This is a genomic window from Cysteiniphilum litorale, from assembly GCF_003428165.1.
Taxonomy (GTDB): domain Bacteria; phylum Pseudomonadota; class Gammaproteobacteria; order Francisellales; family Francisellaceae; genus Caedibacter; species Caedibacter litoralis.
In genome coordinates this window covers 1-18,521 of sequence record NZ_QLIQ01000009.1, presented here as the reverse complement: position 1 = coordinate 18,521, position 18,521 = coordinate 1, and the positions used below count along the sequence as shown (strand labels likewise).

Below are 18,521 nucleotides of genomic sequence, written 5' to 3'. Positions count from 1 at the left end.
CTCAGCAACAGAAAGTTTATAAGATAAAAGAAACACAGTTTCTAGGAGTGAAAAAACATGCAGCACTATTTAAGTATTAAGGATATTGACAATATCCAAGAAGCGATTCAATCATGTATTGAGATTAAGCAGAATCCATATGCGAATGATAAATTAGGTGCGCATAAAACTTTAGGTGTTATTTTTTTAAACCCAAGTTTACGCACTAAAATCTCAACGATAAAAGCGGCACAAAATATTGGTTTGAATGTATTACCAATTGATGTTAATAATGGTTGGGCACTGGAGTTTAGCGAAGGTGTGGTGATGAATACCGATAAACCTGAACATATCAAAGAGGCAGCACAAGTGATTGCAAGCTATTGTGACATTGTTGCGATTCGCTCCTTTGCCAAGCTCAATGACAAAGAACAAGATTATCAAGAGCAAATCTTTAGCGCATTTAAAAAACACACGGATTGCCCAATAGTGAATTTGGAATCAGCTTTGCGTCATCCTTTACAGAGTCTTGCTGATATTCTAACGATTGAAGAGTATAAAAAACCAAAAAAACTAAAAAAACCAAAAGTTGTGTTAAGTTGGGCGCCACATGTTAATCCCTTGCCACATGCGGTAGCAAATTCGTTTGCTGAGGGTATGCAGTTGATGGATTATGAGTTTGTAGTAACACACCCTGAAGGCTATGAATTGGATTCAGAATTTATCGGTGATGCTCAAGTGATATATGACCAAGATGAGGCGTTTAAAGATGCCGATTTTATCTATGTCAAAAATTGGTCAAGTACTAAAGAATACGGCAAGGTGATCAATACTGATGCCAAATGGATGATCACTCAAGAGAATCTAAAAAACACCCCCAATGCCAAGGTGCTGCATTGCTTGCCCGTGAGACGCAATCTTGTGATTGCTGATGATGTGCTTGATTCTGAATGCTCAATTGTTATCGAGCAAGCCGAGAATCGACTCTATGCCGCGCAATATGTGCTATCCGAACTTGTCAAAACGTTGAAATTACAAATGTCAAAAGCACCATTATTAAATGAAAAGGTCTATGCCGATGAAGTTGAATAAAACGCTTAATATCATCAAATTAGGTGGGCGTGTGATTGATGATGAAAGTAAGCTCAATATGCTATTGCATGCTATTTCGCAGCAAAGTAATCCATGCATTATTGTGCATGGCGGTGGCGATCAAGTTAGCGAGTTAGCCGAGCGTCTAGGTGTTGAATCTACCTTTGTTAATGGTCGGCGTGTGACTGATCAAGTGTCATTAGATCTTGTGACGATGGTGTTAGCCGGGGTCATCAATAAACAGATAGTGGCTAAGTTGCAAGCTTATGGTGTTAATGCATTGGGGCTAAGTGGTGCTGATGCTAATTTGCTACTGAGTAACAAGCGCGGAACTGAAATGCATGACTTTGGTTTTGTTGGTGATGTTAAAGCAGTTAATCGTAATGTATTAATTGATTTGATCAATAATGACTTTTTACCTGTTATTGCACCGATTACGCATGATGGTAATGGGCAGCTTTTAAATACCAATGCCGACACAGTAGCATATGAAATTGCAAAAGCCTTGGCGCATCAATATCAGGTCAATCTATATTACTGTATGGATTTGGCAGGGGTTTATGAGGATATTGCTAATCCACACTCATTGATTGAAACCTTAGATTTAAATGTATATCAACGTTTAAAGGCAGAGGACAAGATCCAGCAAGGCATGTTGGTTAAACTTGAGAATTGCTTTGATGCATTAGCCTCTAACGTTTATCAAGTGATGATTAGTAATGCGGATAATATTGCTCGTAGTTTGCAAGGCGAGAAATCTAAAGTCACGGCAATTAGATTGGCAGAGGAGGTGCGCTAGATGATAAATGATATAAGTATGCATTCTGTATTGATCGAAGATATAGCATATAAACAAGCAGAAGCCTTAGCATTACTAAAGTGTTTAATTGAAATCCCATCGATTTCAAAAGACGAGGCACAAAGTGCGGCATTTATTCAACAATGGTTATTTGAACGCGGTATTACTAGTACTTTAGTTGGTAATAATGTGTGCGCTAAGAATAAATATTTTGATGATCATAAACCATCCGTTTTACTGATTTCACATCACGATACCGTGCCACCGAGTAAGAGCTATACCCGTGATCCTTATTGTGCAGAAATCATTGATGGTAAGTTATATGGCTTGGGATCCAATGATGCCGGTGGCGCGTTGGTAAGTATGATAGCTACTTTTAGTTATTTTTATCAAAGGGCAGATTTACCTTTTAATCTGTTATTCTGCGCGGCTGCCGAAGAGGAGATCTCAGGCAAAAATGGTGCTGAGTTGGCGCTAACCTTTTTTGATGCTATTGACTTTGCGATCGTTGGTGAGCCAACGAGCATGGAGCTTGCGATTAGCGAAAAGGGTTTAATGGTTTGTGATTGTGTCGCACATGGCAAGACAGGACATGCTGCACGCAATGAAGGAGATAATGCAATATTAAAAGCTGTTGATGATATTAATTGGATTAACAGTTATCAATTTGTACAAACCTCAGAGACATTGGGTGATGTGAAAATGAGTGTGACGATGATCAACGCTGGCGTAAAGCACAATGTTGTCCCTGAAAAATGTCATTTTGTCGTTGATGTTAGATCGACTGATGCCTATGGCAATGAGGATGTACTGCAGATTATGCGCCAGTATATGGCATCAGAAATTACACCTAGATCACTACGTATTAAGCCTAGTAAAACACCAATTGAGCATCCGTTAATGCAGGCATTATTAGCAAAAGGTATTAATAGCTATGGCTCGCCAACAACGTCAGATCAGGCAATGGTAAATTGCCCAAGTGTTAAGTTCTCACCAGGGGATTCAAAGCGTTCACACAGTGCCGATGAATTTATTTATGTAGAGCAAATCAACGAGGGCATTGAATTTTTTATCACATTTTTTAATGAATTAAAGGATAAGCCATGGCAGAAGTAATTAATAAAGAAAAAAAAGAAAAACAAAAACTTTGGGGTGGGCGTTTTAGTGAGGATAATAATCCCTTATTTGTACGCTTTAATGAGTCATTGAGTTTTGATTATCGGCTGCTCCCTTATGATATCAAAGCAACAAAAGCGTTTACGGAAGCACTATGCGATATCAACGTTTTATCTGATAGCGAATTACAGGCGTTGCATCAAGCCTTAGCAGAGATCGAGCATGAGGTTAATGATAATCCGTATCTTATTCAGCAGGCAATCAATGATGGTGTTGAAGATATTCATACCTTTGTTGAGCAATCACTGGTGGATAAAATAGGTGATCTTGCCTACAAGGCCAATACGGGGAGGTCTCGCAATGAACAAGTCTCTTGTGCAACAAGGTTATGGGTACTTGAGCATATTGAGCATTTATGTGATTTGATTAAAGCCTTGCAAGCGGCTTTTGTCGCGCAAGCTAAAGCCAATGTTGACGTGTTTGTCATGGGTTATACGCATTTGCAACAAGCACAACCGATCACTTGGGGGCATTATTTCTTATCCTTTTATGAAATGTTGAAACGCGATTATGCGAGACTTTTAGATATTAAAAAACGCGTCAATGTCTCACCACTAGGCATGGGGGCGATTGCTGGCAATGCGTGGCATTTGGATCGCCAGAAAATGGCCAATGTGTTGGGGTTTAATGAAATTGCCCAAAATAGTCTAGATGCAGTCAGTGATCGCGATTATATTATTGAACTATTAGCTGCGATTAGCCTTATTGGGACACATTTAAGTCGTTTTGCTGAGGATATGATTATCTATTCAACGACCGAGTTTGGTTTGGTTGAAATGAGTGATTTAGTCACGACGGGTTCATCACTTATGCCGCAGAAGAAAAACCCAGATGCAATGGAGTTGGTTCGTGGCAAAGCAGGACGTTTAAATGGTTATTTAGTTGCATTATTAACAACCGTTAAAGCCTTACCATCGGGATATAACAAAGATCTGCAAGAGGATAAAGAGGCACTTTTTGCTGCGGTTGATACCGTGAGTGACTTGTTGAAAGTAACAACGATAACCGTTGAAAGCTTAGTGGTAAATAAAGATAAAAACTATGATGGCAGCTTTTGTGTGGCAACGGAGCTAGCTGATTATCTCTCTAAAAAAGGTATTGCCTTTAGGAAAGCGCATCATATCGTTGGAGAAATTACTGCCTATGCTTTAAGTGAAAATAAATCATTAACTGATTTAACACTTTCTGAATTTCAGCATTTTTCAGTGATGATTGATGACGATGTTTATCAAGTGTTGAGCATTGAGTCAGCGGTTAATAGCAAAACAGCCATGGGTGGTACAGCAGTTGCTAATGTTGCAAAAGCGATTTCTGCGATTGAAGAAATAATGCAAGCTGCTATATAACCTGACTCAAAATACGTACTTTTTGTTTTTAAGTTTATATGGGTTTAGACGGAATTTACTGATAATTTAAAACCCAACGCTTTCAATATATTGCCAAGTGTTATAAATCTTGGATTTCCTTTGCTGGATAACACTCTATATAAGTGTGCTCGATCTAACCCAGTCTTTTTTGATAAAGAACCCACCCCGCCTTGCGCTTCAACGATATTTTTAAGTGCAAGCATAAAAGCTTGACTATCGCCGTCATTTTCATATTCCTCAAGCGCAACTTCTAGATAGGCTACGGCTTCTTCTTTATCATGTAAACTTTGAATTAAGTGTGCATGATAATCTGTTGTATTTTGCTCAATATTTTTGTTCATAAATGGTCTCCTAACTTTAGCTCAAGCCAATATTTTTGAGCTAGATTAATATCGTTAGGCTGTGTTTTTTTATCACCACCAAGCAATAAAATATATGTGATTTCAGCTTCTTTAGCATAGTAAACACGATATCCAGAGCCAAACGCTAGTCGTAGTTCAAACACACCATTGCCAACATGTTTATGATCACCTTCATTGCCAAAATATAAGCGATCAATTCGCCTACGTATCCTAGCTTTGGTAATTTTGTCTTTGATGTTATCAAGCCATAGATTAAATGGTTCTTTCCCATCTGGTGTTTTGTATATGCGTATCTGTTTCATGTCCTGATTGTAGTTTATAAGCAACATTATGTAAAACAATAATTATCCCAATAGCTTAAATTTGGCAATAAATTAGGAGTGTGGATAATTCATCGATGCTTTATCATAAATTTAACTAGCTTCACAAAGGGCTTTTTGCTATTCTTTGCCAACATTAACAGCGCTTAATGTATTATCTTTTATGTCAACTCGTATTGAAAATCAACGTACCAAGTTTGTCTTTGTTACTGGAGGTGTTGTCTCATCTCTTGGCAAAGGGATCACAGCAGCTTCCTTGGCAACTTTATTAGAATGTCGCGGTTTAAATGTTACCTTAATGAAGCTTGATCCATATATTAATATTGATCCTGGTACGATGAGTCCATTGCAGCATGGTGAGGTGTTTGTCACCGAAGATGGTGCTGAAACTGATCTTGATTTAGGGCATTATGAGCGCTTTATACGTACTAAAATGACCAAGCGTAATAACTTCACGACAGGGCGTGTTTATCAAGATGTGATAAAAAAAGAGCGCCGTGGTGATTATCTTGGTGGTACGATTCAGGTGATCCCACATATTACTGATGAGATTAAACTTAAAATCTTACAAGGTGTTGATGATAAGATTGATGTCGCGATTGTTGAAGTCGGCGGCACGGTCGGTGATATTGAATCATTACCTTTTCTTGAGGCGATTCGCCAACTAGCGCAAGAGTTGGGTAAGTCACGCAGTTTGTTTTTGCACTTGACATTATTGCCTTACATTAAAGCTGCAGGCGAGCTCAAAACCAAACCAACACAGCATTCAGTCAAAGAGCTGCGTTCTATTGGTATTCAGCCTGATATCTTGGTTTGTCGTTGTGAGAAAAGCTTTAGTGATGATGAAAAGCGTAAAATTGCTTTGTTCACTAACGTTGCCGAATCTGCGGTTTTTAGTGCGGAAGACGTCTCAAGTATTTATGAGATTCCACGCAAATATCACGATCAAGGTTTAGATATTTGTGTGGTGAGTCAACTTGGGCTTCATGTGCGCTCAGCGGATTTATCCGAATGGGATAAGGTGGTCTATGAGATTAATCATCCACAAAAAGAAATTACCATTGCCATGGTTGGTAAGTACGTTAGTCTAACGGAAGCCTATAAGTCATTAAATGAGGCACTGTTTCATGCTGGCATTCACAATCATGCCAAGGTTAATATTAAGTTTATTGACTCAGAGGATATCGAAAAAGGTGATGTTAAAAAAGTCATCGGTAAAGTTGATGGTATTCTAGTGCCTGGTGGCTTTGGATCACGAGGGGTTGAGGGCAAGATCAAAGCAGTGCAATACGCGCGTGAGCATAAAATTCCATTCTTAGGGATTTGTTTAGGCATGCAGGTTGCCGTAATTGAGTATGCGCGTAATGTATTGGGATTAAAGGGCGCCAATAGTACGGAGTTTGACCCCAGAGCCCAAGATATTTTAATTGGCTTAATCACCGAGTGGCAAACAGCAACGGGTGATAAAGAAAAGCGTACATTGCAATCTGATATGGGGGGTACGATGCGACTTGGTGCGCAATTATGCCACTTGAAAAAGGATAGTTTAGCGCACAAGGTCTATGCTGCTGATAGCATTAAAGAGCGTCATCGCCATCGTTATGAAGTTAATAATAATTATGTTGAAGCATTGGAAAATGCAGGACTTGTTATCAGTGGCAAATCACAGGATCAAAAACTGGTTGAGATGGTTGAGATTCCAACACACCCATGGTTTATGGCTTGCCAGTTTCATCCAGAGTTTACCTCAACCCCGCGTGATGGTCATCGCTTATTTGAAGGCTTTGTTAAGGCGTGTTTGTAGTTCTTATAAGTTATCAGCTGAAGTGCTTATCACTTCTGGATTTTTTATTCAAAACAACGTAGAATTCAACTCTAGTTCTTCAGGGCGGGGTGAAACTCCCCACCGGTGGTAATTCTATAAGCATTTAGAAAAGCCCACGAGCGCTTTGATTTAAAGGTCAAAGGTCAGCAGATCTGGTGAGATTCCAGAGCCGACGGTTATAGTCCGGATGAAAGAAGAAGTAATATGATTAACATATGTGTAAAGTGCAAGTGCATTATATTTTAAAATGTTGAATGTTGAATGTTGAATGTTGAATGTTGAATGTTGAATGTTGAATGTTGAATGTTGAATGTTGAATGTTGAATGTTGAACTCATTATCAATGTGCTGCTCTTGCCCATTTTGCATATGTTTATTTCTTTTGCTTGTCCCTGAAGTTAAATAAATTAATGAAAGGGTGATTATTGCAAGTGTTTCAAGCGGATTATTTTTATATGTCTCAAGCGCTGATGTTGGCAAGGCGTGGCGCTTTGAGTGTGTCACCTAACCCAATGGTTGGCTGCGTGATTGTTAAAAATGGTCAAATTATTGGTGAAGGTTGGCATCGCTTTGCTGGAGATAAACATGCCGAGATTCATGCCTTAGATCAAGCAGGGGATAGCGCGCAAGGCGCGACTGTTTATGTTACCCTTGAGCCGTGTTGCCATGTTGGCAGAACGGGGGCTTGTACCGAGCGCTTGATCACGGCACAAGTTGCTAAAGTCGTTGTCGCGAGTGTTGATCCTAACCCACAAGTGGCAGGTAAGGGTATTAAGCGTTTACAACAGGCGGGTATTGTTGTTGAGACAGGGCTTATGCATGATGAAGCGACTGTAATGAATAAAATATTTTTTCATTATCATAAGTATAAACGCCCATATGTTATTGCCAAATGGGGCATGTCACTCGATGGTCAGATGGTTACTCATCCACAAGATAATAAACAAATTACTAATAAAACATCACAACAGCAAGTGCATAATCTACGTAATAGCGTTGATGCGATTATGATTGGGCGCGAGACGCTGATTGAAGATAATCCAAGTCTTACCGTGAGAGTTTCAGATGCTGAGTTTATTAAGCATCCATTACGTATTGTGTTATCAAAAACCTGCCAGTTACCATGTGATGCTAGGCTTTTTAATGATGGTATTGAGAGTATTGTGATTACCAGTGATTTGGCGGATCAAGATACGCTTGATGCATTAACGCATAAAGGTATTGAGTGTATCAAAGTATCATTAAATCAGGGCGAGATTGACCTTACAAAAGTATTAGAAATATTGGCGCAAAGAGGTGTTACTAGTGTCTTAGTTGAGGGTGGTAGAACATTACTAAATGCTTTTTTTGCGGCGCAGTTAGTCGATGAAGTGCAAAGTTATGTAGCACCTATGATCATTGCCGATTTTAAGCACAAGAAGCGCGTTAATATCGAAGATAATGGGTTTTTGAGTGATGACTATTATTGTATGGGTCGCATAGAAAAAGCAGGAAAAACAGGAAATAAAAGATCGTAAGAGGTAGTTATGTTTAGTGGTATTGTACAGGAAGTGGCAACGGTTGATTCGGTTTTAGGGTCTGATTTAATCACATTGGTGATTCGCTCAGAGCAGTTAGCCAGTTGTAAAATAGGTGATAGCATTGCCATTAATGGTGTGTGCTTAACGGTCGTTACTTTGGATAAAGTAAAGGGCTTAGTGAGCTTTGAAGCGGTACCTGAAACATTGCGTAAAACAACCTTGGGACAGCTCGTTGCTGGATCGCATGTTAATCTTGAGCTATCGTTACGCTTAAATGATTTTATCGGTGGGCACATGGTGCAAGGTCATGTTGATGGTGTCGGTGAAGTGAAATCGATTACCCATGAAGCAGAGGCTTGGCTTGTGGCTATTTCTGCGCCTTTAGAGATATTAAGATATTTAGTTAATAAAGGATTTATCACCATTGATGGTATGAGCATTACCGTGATTGAAGTAAAAGGCGACTATTTTACGGTCACTTTTATTCCGCATACTATTGATGCCACTATTGTTAAGAATTATCAAGTGGGCACCAAGGTCAACCTTGAAGCGGATCCTATTGGTAAACACATTCATCATTATATGGAGAAAATACAATATGTTTCAAAGAATTAAAACACGCGTTGAAGCCGCAGTTAATGCCCTAAAACAAGGTAAAAGTATTATCGTAACCGATGATGAAGATCGTGAGAATGAGGGTGATTTAATCTTCCCAGGGCAGCTTGCGAATATTGAGAATGTCAATTTAATGCTACAACATGCCAGTGGTATTGTCTGTTTGGCAATGTCAAAAGCGCATGCCAAACGCTTGCAATTAAACCCAATGGTGCCGGCAGATTTAAACACCAGTCAATTTACAACGCCTTTTACTATCACGATAGAAGCAAAAGAAGGGGTAACAACAGGTGTATCGGCGAAAGATCGCGCGCACACGATTCAAGTGGCATCAAACCCTGACGTTGATCCTAGTGATATTAGTCGTCCGGGGCATATTTTCCCATTAGTTGCGAATGATTATGGGGTGTTAGGGCGTCAAGGGCATACAGAGGCAAGTGTTGACTTAGTGAAAATGGCAGGCTTTCATCCGGCAGCAGTCTTGTGTGAGCTGATGAATAAAGATGGCAGCATGATGAAAGGCGAAGAGATTGAGCGCTTTGCTCTTACTCATGATTTGCCGATATTAAGTATTGAGGAGCTTCGTTTATATCGCTTGGCAACTGAAAAGCTTATTACAAAAGCGGCAAGTAGCCTTATTCCTTTTCGTGATTATGGCGAGCTTGAGATGAGTGTTTTTGTCGATCCGGTGACCCAAAGTGAAATAAAAGTCATAAGCAAAGACATTAAAGATAATCCACTCGTGCGTATTCATTCATCGTGTATTACGGGCGATTTATTCGGTTCATTAAAGTGTGATTGCCAATCACAGTTGCATCACGCATTACATGAGATTGCTGATCGTGGTGGGATTTTGATTTATCTTGAGCAAGAAGGGCGCGATATTGGCTTGGTGAATAAGCTTAAAGCCTATGAGTTGCAGCGAGCAAAGCACATGGATACGATTGAAGCCAATGAAGCACTTAATTTGCCAATAGATAATCGTCGCTATGATCATGCGCTGCAAGTGCTTAAATATTATGATATAAAGTCATGCCAGCTATTATCAAATAACCCTGAAAAAGTGCAGGCTCTGCAAAAGGCGAATATTGCAGTGCAGGTGCTCGTATCAGAGTCAGATGTACATGAGCATAATAAAGGATATTTACAAACTAAAAAACAACGGCTAAACCATAGCATAAAAGGAGTATGAAGATGCCAAAGATTGCGATTGTTGTGAGTGAATTTAATGCGTTAATTACCGATAAGTTATTGGAAGGCGCACTTGAAGAGGCGCAAAATCAGGCGATAAAAACGCCGAAAGTTTACAAAGTGCCAGGAGCTGTCGAGTTACCTTATGCGGCAAAGCAGCTAGCTAAAACCAAGAAATATGATGCTATTGTCTTGTTGGGTTGTGTTATTCGTGGACAAACTGATCACTATGATTACGTCTGTATGCAAGTATCACAAGGCACACAAGATGTGATGATGAGTTATGACCTGCCGGTGATTTTTGGGGTGTTGACAACGCATAACAAGGATCAAGCGTTAGCGCGTGTCGGTGGCGAAAAAGGTCATAAAGGCAAATATGCGCTGAAAGCCGCATTGGATATGATTAAGCTTAAAAAAGACATCAACGCCTAATCCATTAGATTTTTATATCTTCTGTACTTGCATATGCTGGATAAGTAGTTTTCTGATCTATGTTGGTATCTTCACGCTTAATGTTTTCTACTTTATACGCAGGATAACCACTGTTATATATGGCATAAGCCTTTTCTGTTAGCGTAATCATCGCTATCATTTTGACAGTGATAAGAAGTATTGCTCTCATAGAGGCGACCTTTTTAATGTGTTTGAAGTAGATGCGAATTATATATATTTAATATTCTTTTGTCTGTTTCAAATGAGTAACAATTGGTATTTATTTTAATGTCAGTAAATTTTCATTTAAGAAGCAATATCAACAACTCTTTGATGAATTTGCCAAAAAATCAGTCATTTTTAGTCATATGAACTATATTTAATTTGAGTTACTCATGCATATAATTGCAAGGGATTTAAAGGTATTAATGTTTTTTTAACAACAAGAAGACGAAGGAGTCGTTATGAAAATTAATAAATATAAACTTATTTGTATTTTCTTAGTGGTTGTTTATTCACCTTGGGTTTATGCCTCAGGAGAAGAGTGCCCCTTTATAAGTAGCTGGGAGAATGATTCTCAATTTACATTAACTGTAACTAAAGGTGGAGCATGGGGCGATCAAAAGCTGAGTGCTCCTGTTGGAACAATATTCACTCCAGAGTTTGTGTATAACTATATGTTATTTAATTATCTAATTTTAGATATTAAAACCGCGCAAGGTGATTATCTAGGTACGGCTTCAATAAGTGTTAAAACAGATGGTTCTGGCAATCAATATTTATTTGACAATAATGGATATTTAACATTTAAATATGATGCTAGTAAGTCACATTATGATCAGGATTGTTGGCAAGATCGTCGCTATTTTGAAATATCTATAAATAGTACTCCACCGATTATTACTAATAAGGGGTGGCAAAATGGTATGGGTAATCAAGAAGACAAAGTAGTCGCCGGAGATAGTTTTTGGGTACAGGACTATGGATCTAATGATTTGGGGCGTTGGCAAGTGAGCAATGATGCCGTATATCAAACAACAGAAGCTAATCAATATGGGACGCAAGGTAGTAGAGCCTATCCAATTGGTATAAATCAAGATGGTGTCACCATTGGTAACGGCATCGGTGCAGCCAAAGATGGTCTTTGGCAGATTGATGTAAAAGTAGGTTCAAATGGTGCAGGTGATTTTTGTGAAACTTTTTATTTAGCAGAGCGTAAAAACATGATTCCTGGACCGCAAAACTATTTAGACGGATCAGGTGGTGCTCAAGGCGGTATAGGACGAGAAATAGATGTTCTAGAGACGAAATGGAAACCAACTGGACCGCAAATTAATCTACCAACAGGGGGTAATTCTGGATGGAATCCAAATGCTATACAAGGATTACAGCTAGGCACATGGGCAGAAAATGGCGGAGTGCCTGCAACAGAGTTTTCAACATTTGGAGTGCTTATTAGAGATCAAAATTTGTGGATTTATGCCTATAAAACAGATGGTTCATTCTGGTATTCGACTGATGCCGTTCCACTTACTAATACTGCATATAATCAGGAAGGTGATTTTGTTCCATATATAGGAACGTGGGGCAGTGGCAGTGAGGTTATAAAAACAGGGTATAAGAATTTTATATATTTAAAAGCTGATGACCCTAGGATTGTAGGTAAAAATCCGAAAGACAACCCCGATGCATTTGGTCCTGCTTTATTAAAGCCAGCAGCAAAATAGCTGTTTCTCAACTATCTCCCGCTAGAATTTTATCTAATGAACGAATTGCTACGGCAAAGGGGATAACATTTACTTCATTGTCATAATAGGTTTGATCTCCACCATATAACATAATACATTTTGCCATCGGGTAATCCTTTTGAAAAAGATCCAATCCTTTAAAATCTTGTGCTGTGAGCTTGGCTTTGCGTTTAATTTCAATGGCATATAAACCTCTTTCGCCATATAAAACAAAATCAACTTCTTGTTGCGTGCGTGTTCGCCAATAATAAAACTCATATCCCCAGAAAAAATAATCATTCAATGCTTTAGCTTGTTGAAAAAATAATGTTTCAAAAGCGGCACCTGAGAGTTCTTCTTCAGAGTCAAGCACTCCTTTGGGGCGAATGGCGCGATACACTCCAGTATCAAAATAATAGAACTTTGGTTGTGTAATAACATCACGTTTTGCACGTCGCGTGAAGATTGGCAGTCGATAAGCAATGAGCAAATCCTCAAGAATATCAAAGAAATTACGCACACTTTGGTGGTTACTGCCAATCTCACGTGCAATATTGCTATAGTTAATTGTTTCACCTTGCGAAAAGCTCGCCGTTTGTAAAAACTTTGTGAAAAGAGATAAGCTTCTGGTTAATGCTTCTTGCTGAACTTCCTCTTTTAAATAAGTCTGCACATAACTTTTAAGAAAGTGCTCTGGTTGATTAACGTTATACGTCATGGGAAGTGTCCCGTACTGTATCGCAAAAGCCAAATCAAAATCATTGGAAAGTTCGATAGCAGTTAATGGATGCATGTGATAAGTTAATGCGCGCCCTGCGAGAAGATTAACTCCTTTTTTGCGAAGTGCGCGAGCACTAGAGCCCGTCAATATAAAGCGCTGTCCTTGATGTTCAATAAGGCGATGTACTTCATTAAGTAGGTTTGGAATTTTCTGAACTTCATCGATAATAACCCAATCGTTATAGGCTTTAGGAATTTTACGCGATAATGCTTTTGGGTCGCCAAGCAGCTCTGTGTAAGTTGCATCATCTAGCAAATCTAAATAAATAGCCGAAGGAAATGTGTCTTTTAACCAATGCGTTTTGCCTGTACCTCGAGGTCCAAATAAGAAAACACTTGCTTTCATCTTGGTATCAATGCTAAGTAATCTTTTATACATTATGACGAATCACATTTGACGAGAATAGGTGAATGGTATCAGATTGAGTATGCAAACTGCAAACTGAGTTTGCAATTTGCATTAAAAATTGCAAACTGAGTTTGCAATTTTTAATATCGTACCCTGAGAAAAGTCGAAGGGAGCAGTAGTATATAAAATGGCTTCGACTAATGCTCAGCCAACGTTTATTCAGCAGGAAAATGTTATTTTTTAGATTTAAAACTCATCAAAATCAAAATCACGGCACCGATACAAATGGCAGAGTCTGCGATATTGAAAGCTGGCCAATGATAATTGTTGATATGAAAATCAAGGAAATCAACGACATAACCGTGAATTATGCGATCGTAAACATTACCCAAGGCGCCACCTAAGATAAGTGCTAAAGCACAGGCAGTTAGATTTTTGTTTTTAGGCAAACGCGCTAACCATATCAAGATCACAATAGCGACAATAAGCGCAATACCAGAGAGGAGAATCACTTGCCATGTGGTATTAGCATTACTTAGAAAACTAAATGCCGCACCATAATTATGCAATAAGGTTAAGTTAAAAAAGGGCAGGATTTCAACTGGTTGTCCATAAGTTAGATTTTGTGAGGCAAGGTATTTTGTGCCAAGGTCAATAATAATGACAATAATACTTAAAATAACCCAACGCAGTTGATTGTTACGCAAACTCACGTAGCTCTCCTTGTTCAGTAGTGATGTTTTCAACACATCTGCCGCAAATATCAGCATATTCGCTATGACTGCCGACATCTTCGCGTCGATGCCAGCAACGCTCACATTTTTGTGCCACTGATTTCTCAACGACAATGCTTAAGCCTTTAATACTTGAGTCATGCGCAAACTCAGGTTTTTCAGACAATGGTTTGATATGCGCATCAGAAACAATCAACGCAAAGCGTAGCTCATCTTTAAGTTTAGCTAATTGCGCTAGTAAGGCATCGTTAGCATAAAGCGTGATATTAGCCTCAAGGGAAGCGCCTAACACACCCTCAGCACGTTTGGCTTCAAGTAGTTTGTTGCATTCGGTGCGCACCTCTTGAATCGTTTGCCAAAATGGCAGATCAAGCTTAGCTGATTGTGGCATTTGTGATAAGCCTTGATACCATTCACAGCTAACAAAAGGTGATTTCTCGCCAGGAATCGCTTCATAAATTTCATCAGCCGTAAAGCATAAAATCGGTGACATCCAACGCACTAAAGCATGAATGATATGATACATTGCCGTTTGTGCAGACTTGCGTGCCAAACCATCAGCTTTTGCGGTGTATTGACGATCTTTAATGACATCAAGATAAAAGCTACCCATATCAATTGAGCAAAAATGATGAATCTGTTGTGCCACAACATGGAAGTTATACTCATCATACGCTTTTATAATTTTCTGTTGCACTTCATCTGCCTTGGCAATTGCCCATTGATCCAATGCAACCAACTGATCAAAGTCGATTAAATCAGTTTGTGGATTAAAGCCCTCAAGGTTCGATAATAAAAAGCGTGCTGTATTACGCAAACGGCGATAGGTATCGGCATTACGCTTGAGAATTTCATCAGATACGGTCATCTCAGTGCGATAATCAGTTGCTGCAACCCATAGTCTTAGGATATCAGCACCTAATGTGTTAACGACATCCTGTGGTGAGACAACGTTGCCAAGAGATTTGGACATTTTCTTGCCGTGGGCATCAACGGTAAACCCGTGGGTTAGTACTTGCTTAAAGGGTGCTTGATCGCGACGCGCTAAGCTTGTTAAGAGTGAAGTTTGAAACCATCCACGATGCTGGTCAGAACCCTCAAGATATAAATCAGCAGGGAATTGCAAATCTTCATTATACTCAAGCACACAAGCGTTTGAGCAGCCTGAGTCAAACCAGACATCAAGTGTATCGGTGACGCGTTGATAATTTTCGGTTTCAGTAATGAATTGACTGTCATCAGCATCAAACCAAGCCTCGACGCCACCTTTGGCAATGGCGTTGGCAACTTTTTCAATAATGTCTTGAGTTCGTGGGTGTAACTCTTCGGTTTCCTTGTGAATAAATAAAGGAATAGGCACACCCCAAGTGCGTTGACGTGAGATACACCAATCAGGGCGGTCTTGCATCATCGCTTCAATGCGGCTTTGTCCCCAGCTTGGCACCCATTTCACTTCTTTGATGGTTTCTTCAGCACGTGCACGCAATTTATTTTTTTCCATGCTGATAAACCATTGTGGTGTGGCGCGGAAAATAAGTGGTGTCTTGTGGCGCCAGCAGTGTGGATAGCTGTGCTCTAGTTTATTTAAATTAAGAAGGGCGTTGTTTTGTGTTAACACTTCAATCACATGATCGTTGGCTTTAAAGACAAATTCATTAGCAAAAAGCTCGGTGTTACTGTGATAGCAGCCATTGTTGTTAACAGGGTTGTCAACCGGTAAGTCATGCAGTTTACCTAATGCGAAATCCTCAACCCCATGAGCTGGCGCGGTATGCACAAGACCAGTTCCGGAATCAACGGTAACATGATCACCATGAAGCACGGGCACGATACGATTATAAAAAGGGTGATGTGCTTTTAAGTCGGTCAACTGATCACCTGAGACACTGGCAAGGATATGATATTCTTCAATACTCGCGCGTTTCATAATCGATTCAGCTAGCTCTGTAGCAACAATAATATGTTGATCATGATTGAAGTTAACTACGGCATAGCTTATTTCATTATGCACGGCAATCGCCTGATTCGCGGGTAACGTCCACGGTGTTGTCGTCCAAATAACTGCAGAAGTGTTTTCAGGTAAAGCATCTAAACCAAAGCGCTCTGCCCAAGTGTTTGGCTCAATGATGGCAAATTTAACATCGATAGCAGGTGAGATTTTATCTTTGTATTCAACTTCGGCTTCAGCAAGTGCTGAGCCACACTCAGGACACCAGTGGACTGGTTTGAAGCCTTTGGTTAAGTGACCATTTTCAATAATCTTACCTAGAGTTCTCACCATATTGGCTTCGTAGTCAAAGTTCATGGTTAAGTAAGGCTTATCCCAATCGCCTAAAATTCCCAAACGTTTAAAGTCTGTAATTTGGCGCTGTACTTGTTTGGCAGCATATTTACGACATTCTTTACGAAAAGCATTGGCACTAATTTTAGCTCCTGCTTTGCCATGTTTTTTCTCAACTTGCAGCTCAATCGGTAAACCATGGCAATCCCAACCTGGGACATAAGGTGCGTCAAAACCTGAAAGTGTTTTTGAGCGGATCACCATATCTTTTAAGATCTTATTGACCGCGTGACCGACGTGAATATCGCCATTGGCATATGGAGGACCATCGTGCAAAATAAACTTGTCTCTACCGGCGAAATGCTCGCGAATCTGTTGATAAGCTTCATCGCTATACCATTGTTTTAAGCGCATCGGTTCTTTTTGCGCGAGATTTGCCTTCATTGAAAATGATGTTTTCGGCAAGTTTAACGTGCTTTTATAATCTGCCATATTCTACCCTTTAACCCGTTATTTTAAATTGTATTTCAACACCCCGCCTCGCAAGCTTTAGCACCCCTCTTGCAAAGAGGGGAATCAAGCAGAAGCCAATTTTAAATTCCCCTCTTTGCAAGAGGGGTGGCAGCCGTAGGCTGACGGGGTGTTTTTTAAAGTTACCTATTTAATTGTACGTAACTCCGATTTCCTATTTGTTTTATATCTTTGTTGTATGTTTTTCAAGCCACATAAGTGCTGCTAATTTATCATCATTTATTTGTGCTTTGAGTGCGTCAAAGTTTGCAAACTTTTTCTCGCTACGCACAAAATGCAAAAACTCAATCGTAACATATTGCCCATATAAGTCATGTGTGAAATCAAAAATATGTGTCTCTAATAAACGTAATCTGCCACCGACTGTTGGGCGGATACCGATATTGGCAATGCCGTGATATGTTTTACCATGAACATGCACGTTGACAACATAAACCCCTGAAACGACAACGGCTGTTGGCATGGGGATGTTAATGGTTGGAAAACCAATCTTGCGCCCATTTTGATCACCATGATGCACGCGACCACTGAGCGAGTAGCTGTGTCCCAAAAAATGCGCGGCATCATTGAACTGACCGCTATTTAGTAGTTGGCGGATGTGGCTGCTGCTAATGCGTGTATCATCTAAAGTATAAGAAGGGAGGCTTTCTACGCTAAAGCCATATTTTTGCCCTAAGTCTTTAAGTAGCTTAAAATCACCTTGACGCTGATAACCAAAACGAAAGTCATCACCGATAATGATATGTTGAGCATTAAGACCACCAACAAGAATCATTTTAACAAAGGTTTCTGCTGATAGCATTGCAAGCTTTTGATTAAACTGCAGGCAGAGTACTTGATCAATATTGAGTGCCTTAAATGCTTGGATCTTGTCGCGAAAAGGCGTGATGCGTAAAGGCGCAGCTTCTTTTAAAAAAAACTCTTTCGGTTGCGGCTCAAATGTCACCACTGTCGCTTTGGCGCTGTTGGTTTTAGCCAATCGCTGCACATGATTGATAATATACTGATGCCCCAAGTGCATGCCATCAAAGTTCCCAATGGTGACAATACTTGGTGTTTGATTTTTATTGTTATGTAAATCTGCAAATCGTAAAAGCTGCATGTTAAGTTTATTTATGCCTAATTAATCGCTTTGATACATGACAAAGCGAGGTGTTAAAAACTGTCAAGCATTGTATACCAGCTGCAAGCCATTTTACAGTATTTATTGCTTTGCTTGATGGCAACCGTTTACTTTGATTCAATTCGTGATTCAACATTGAAATATTTATTTTTGCTGTCTTAAAAGGGTATGGTAAACTTATTTTTATTTATATAGGACTTACGCATTGATGGATGGCATGAATTTTGGTAGTAGCGATTCCATCGATGGTGCGAACTCAGTCACAAACTTAGCAATGACACTTTTAAATAACTCTCTGGATAACTCATAGCAGTTTTTC

At 39.5% G+C, this 18,521-nt stretch carries 17 protein-coding genes and 1 riboswitch; of the genes, 10 read left to right on the top strand and 7 right to left on the bottom strand.

Going from position 1 to position 18,521, the window contains the following annotated elements; genetic code table 11:
* The first annotated feature begins 57 nt into the window (after positions 1-57).
* Genes DNJ75_RS05430 through argH form a run of 4 tightly spaced genes read left to right on the top strand, consistent with a single transcriptional unit; the run spans position 58 to position 4,392 of the window.
* Positions 58-1,071 (top strand): Rossmann-fold NAD(P)-binding domain-containing protein, encoded by a 1,014-nt coding sequence (locus DNJ75_RS05430; protein WP_117002177.1) that lies wholly within the window; start codon positions 58-60, stop codon positions 1,069-1,071.
* Positions 1,058-1,870, top strand: a complete 813-nt coding sequence (gene argB, locus DNJ75_RS05425; protein ID WP_157968220.1) for an acetylglutamate kinase — start codon at positions 1,058-1,060, stop codon at positions 1,868-1,870. The genes DNJ75_RS05430 and argB overlap by 14 nt, the downstream gene beginning before the upstream one ends.
* Positions 1,871-2,986, top strand: a complete 1,116-nt coding sequence (locus DNJ75_RS05420) for a M20/M25/M40 family metallo-hydrolase (RefSeq protein ID WP_224742299.1) — start codon at positions 1,871-1,873, stop codon at positions 2,984-2,986. It abuts the gene before it with no gap.
* A complete protein-coding gene (argH, locus tag DNJ75_RS05415) occupies positions 2,974-4,392 on the top strand; it encodes an argininosuccinate lyase (protein WP_117002175.1) in 1,419 nt (472 codons plus the stop codon). The genes DNJ75_RS05420 and argH overlap by 13 nt, the downstream gene beginning before the upstream one ends.
* A 44-nt stretch (positions 4,393-4,436) precedes the next feature.
* Here argH and DNJ75_RS05410 read toward each other — a convergent pair whose 3' ends face one another.
* Positions 4,437-4,754 carry an addiction module antidote protein gene (locus tag DNJ75_RS05410; RefSeq protein ID WP_117002174.1) on the bottom strand — a complete coding sequence of 106 codons (318 nt, stop codon included), beginning with the start codon at positions 4,752-4,754 and terminating at the stop codon, positions 4,437-4,439.
* A complete protein-coding gene (locus DNJ75_RS05405; RefSeq protein ID WP_117002243.1) occupies positions 4,751-5,077 on the bottom strand; it encodes a type II toxin-antitoxin system RelE/ParE family toxin in 327 nt (108 codons plus the stop codon). The genes DNJ75_RS05410 and DNJ75_RS05405 overlap by 4 nt, the downstream gene beginning before the upstream one ends.
* 181 nt (positions 5,078-5,258) lie before the next feature.
* On the opposite strand from DNJ75_RS05405, the gene DNJ75_RS05400 reads away from it, so the two are divergent.
* The 5 genes from DNJ75_RS05400 to ribH all read left to right on the top strand — a co-directional run bounded on the left by DNJ75_RS05400 (position 5,259) and on the right by ribH (position 10,677).
* On the top strand, positions 5,259-6,899 hold the full coding sequence (locus tag DNJ75_RS05400; RefSeq protein ID WP_117002173.1) for a CTP synthase: 1,641 nt from the start codon (positions 5,259-5,261) through the stop codon (positions 6,897-6,899).
* Positions 6,900-6,970: 71 nt separating this feature from the next.
* Positions 6,971-7,123, top strand: a riboswitch (FMN riboswitch).
* 227 nt (positions 7,124-7,350) lie between these two features.
* On the top strand, positions 7,351-8,436 hold the full coding sequence (ribD, locus tag DNJ75_RS05390) for a bifunctional diaminohydroxyphosphoribosylaminopyrimidine deaminase/5-amino-6-(5-phosphoribosylamino)uracil reductase RibD (protein WP_224742301.1): 1,086 nt from the start codon (positions 7,351-7,353) through the stop codon (positions 8,434-8,436).
* 9 nt (positions 8,437-8,445) lie between these two features.
* The gene (locus DNJ75_RS05385; RefSeq protein ID WP_117002171.1) at positions 8,446-9,054 is read left to right on the top strand and encodes a riboflavin synthase; all 609 of its coding nucleotides are present in this window, start codon (positions 8,446-8,448) and stop codon (positions 9,052-9,054) included.
* Positions 9,038-10,246: a 3,4-dihydroxy-2-butanone-4-phosphate synthase gene (gene ribB / locus DNJ75_RS05380; protein ID WP_117002170.1), complete on the top strand. Its 1,209-nt coding sequence runs from the start codon at positions 9,038-9,040 to the stop codon at positions 10,244-10,246. Before DNJ75_RS05385 ends, ribB begins: the two co-directional genes overlap by 17 nt.
* 2 nt (positions 10,247-10,248) lie before the next feature.
* On the top strand, positions 10,249-10,677 hold the full coding sequence (ribH, locus tag DNJ75_RS05375) for a 6,7-dimethyl-8-ribityllumazine synthase (protein ID WP_117002169.1): 429 nt from the start codon (positions 10,249-10,251) through the stop codon (positions 10,675-10,677).
* 4 nt (positions 10,678-10,681) lie between these two features.
* On the opposite strand, the gene DNJ75_RS05370 is transcribed toward ribH, so the two are convergent.
* Entirely contained in the window at positions 10,682-10,867 is a 186-nt protein-coding gene (locus DNJ75_RS05370) for a hypothetical protein (protein ID WP_117002168.1), read from the bottom strand.
* A 274-nt stretch (positions 10,868-11,141) separates the two neighbouring features.
* Between DNJ75_RS05370 and DNJ75_RS05365 the strand changes: the two genes are divergently transcribed.
* A complete protein-coding gene (locus DNJ75_RS05365) occupies positions 11,142-12,404 on the top strand; it encodes a hypothetical protein (RefSeq protein ID WP_117002167.1) in 1,263 nt (420 codons plus the stop codon).
* Between the two features lie 7 nt (positions 12,405-12,411).
* On the opposite strand, the gene DNJ75_RS05360 is transcribed toward DNJ75_RS05365, so the two are convergent.
* From DNJ75_RS05360 to ribF, 4 genes are all read right to left on the bottom strand, one after another.
* Positions 12,412-13,563: an ATP-binding protein gene (locus DNJ75_RS05360; RefSeq protein WP_117002166.1), complete on the bottom strand. Its 1,152-nt coding sequence runs from the start codon at positions 13,561-13,563 to the stop codon at positions 12,412-12,414.
* Between the two features lie 203 nt (positions 13,564-13,766).
* A complete protein-coding gene (gene lspA, locus DNJ75_RS05355) occupies positions 13,767-14,246 on the bottom strand; it encodes a signal peptidase II (RefSeq protein ID WP_117002165.1) in 480 nt (159 codons plus the stop codon).
* On the bottom strand, positions 14,233-17,040 hold the full coding sequence (gene ileS, locus DNJ75_RS05350; RefSeq protein ID WP_117002164.1) for an isoleucine--tRNA ligase: 2,808 nt from the start codon (positions 17,038-17,040) through the stop codon (positions 14,233-14,235). Before ileS ends, lspA begins: the two co-directional genes overlap by 14 nt.
* A 202-nt stretch (positions 17,041-17,242) precedes the next feature.
* Entirely contained in the window at positions 17,243-18,181 is a 939-nt protein-coding gene (gene ribF, locus DNJ75_RS05345) for a bifunctional riboflavin kinase/FAD synthetase (RefSeq protein WP_117002163.1), read from the bottom strand.
* Positions 18,182-18,521: the final 340 nt, after the last annotated feature.

What these genes read in the sequence shown, in the direction of transcription:
- DNJ75_RS05430 (WP_117002177.1), top strand. Translation starts at nt 58, where the DNA reads ATGCAGCACTATTTAAGTATTAAGGATATTGACAATATCCAAGAAGCG.
- argB (WP_157968220.1), top strand. Translation starts at nt 1,058, where the DNA reads ATGAAGTTGAATAAAACGCTTAATATCATCAAATTAGGTGGGCGTGTG.
- DNJ75_RS05420 (WP_224742299.1), top strand. Translation starts at nt 1,871, where the DNA reads ATGATAAATGATATAAGTATGCATTCTGTATTGATCGAAGATATAGCA.
- argH (WP_117002175.1), top strand. Translation starts at nt 2,974, where the DNA reads ATGGCAGAAGTAATTAATAAAGAAAAAAAAGAAAAACAAAAACTTTGG.
- DNJ75_RS05410 (WP_117002174.1), bottom strand. Translation starts at nt 4,754, where the DNA reads ATGAACAAAAATATTGAGCAAAATACAACAGATTATCATGCACACTTA.
- DNJ75_RS05405 (WP_117002243.1), bottom strand. Translation starts at nt 5,077, where the DNA reads ATGAAACAGATACGCATATACAAAACACCAGATGGGAAAGAACCATTT.
- DNJ75_RS05400 (WP_117002173.1), top strand. Translation starts at nt 5,259, where the DNA reads ATGTCAACTCGTATTGAAAATCAACGTACCAAGTTTGTCTTTGTTACT.
- DNJ75_RS05385 (WP_117002171.1), top strand. Translation starts at nt 8,446, where the DNA reads ATGTTTAGTGGTATTGTACAGGAAGTGGCAACGGTTGATTCGGTTTTA.
- ribB (WP_117002170.1), top strand. Translation starts at nt 9,038, where the DNA reads ATGTTTCAAAGAATTAAAACACGCGTTGAAGCCGCAGTTAATGCCCTA.
- ribH (WP_117002169.1), top strand. Translation starts at nt 10,249, where the DNA reads ATGCCAAAGATTGCGATTGTTGTGAGTGAATTTAATGCGTTAATTACC.
- DNJ75_RS05370 (WP_117002168.1), bottom strand. Translation starts at nt 10,867, where the DNA reads ATGAGAGCAATACTTCTTATCACTGTCAAAATGATAGCGATGATTACG.
- DNJ75_RS05365 (WP_117002167.1), top strand. Translation starts at nt 11,142, where the DNA reads ATGAAAATTAATAAATATAAACTTATTTGTATTTTCTTAGTGGTTGTT.
- DNJ75_RS05360 (WP_117002166.1), bottom strand. Translation starts at nt 13,563, where the DNA reads ATGTATAAAAGATTACTTAGCATTGATACCAAGATGAAAGCAAGTGTT.
- ileS (WP_117002164.1), bottom strand. Translation starts at nt 17,040, where the DNA reads ATGGCAGATTATAAAAGCACGTTAAACTTGCCGAAAACATCATTTTCA.
- ribF (WP_117002163.1), bottom strand. Translation starts at nt 18,181, where the DNA reads ATGCAGCTTTTACGATTTGCAGATTTACATAACAATAAAAATCAAACA.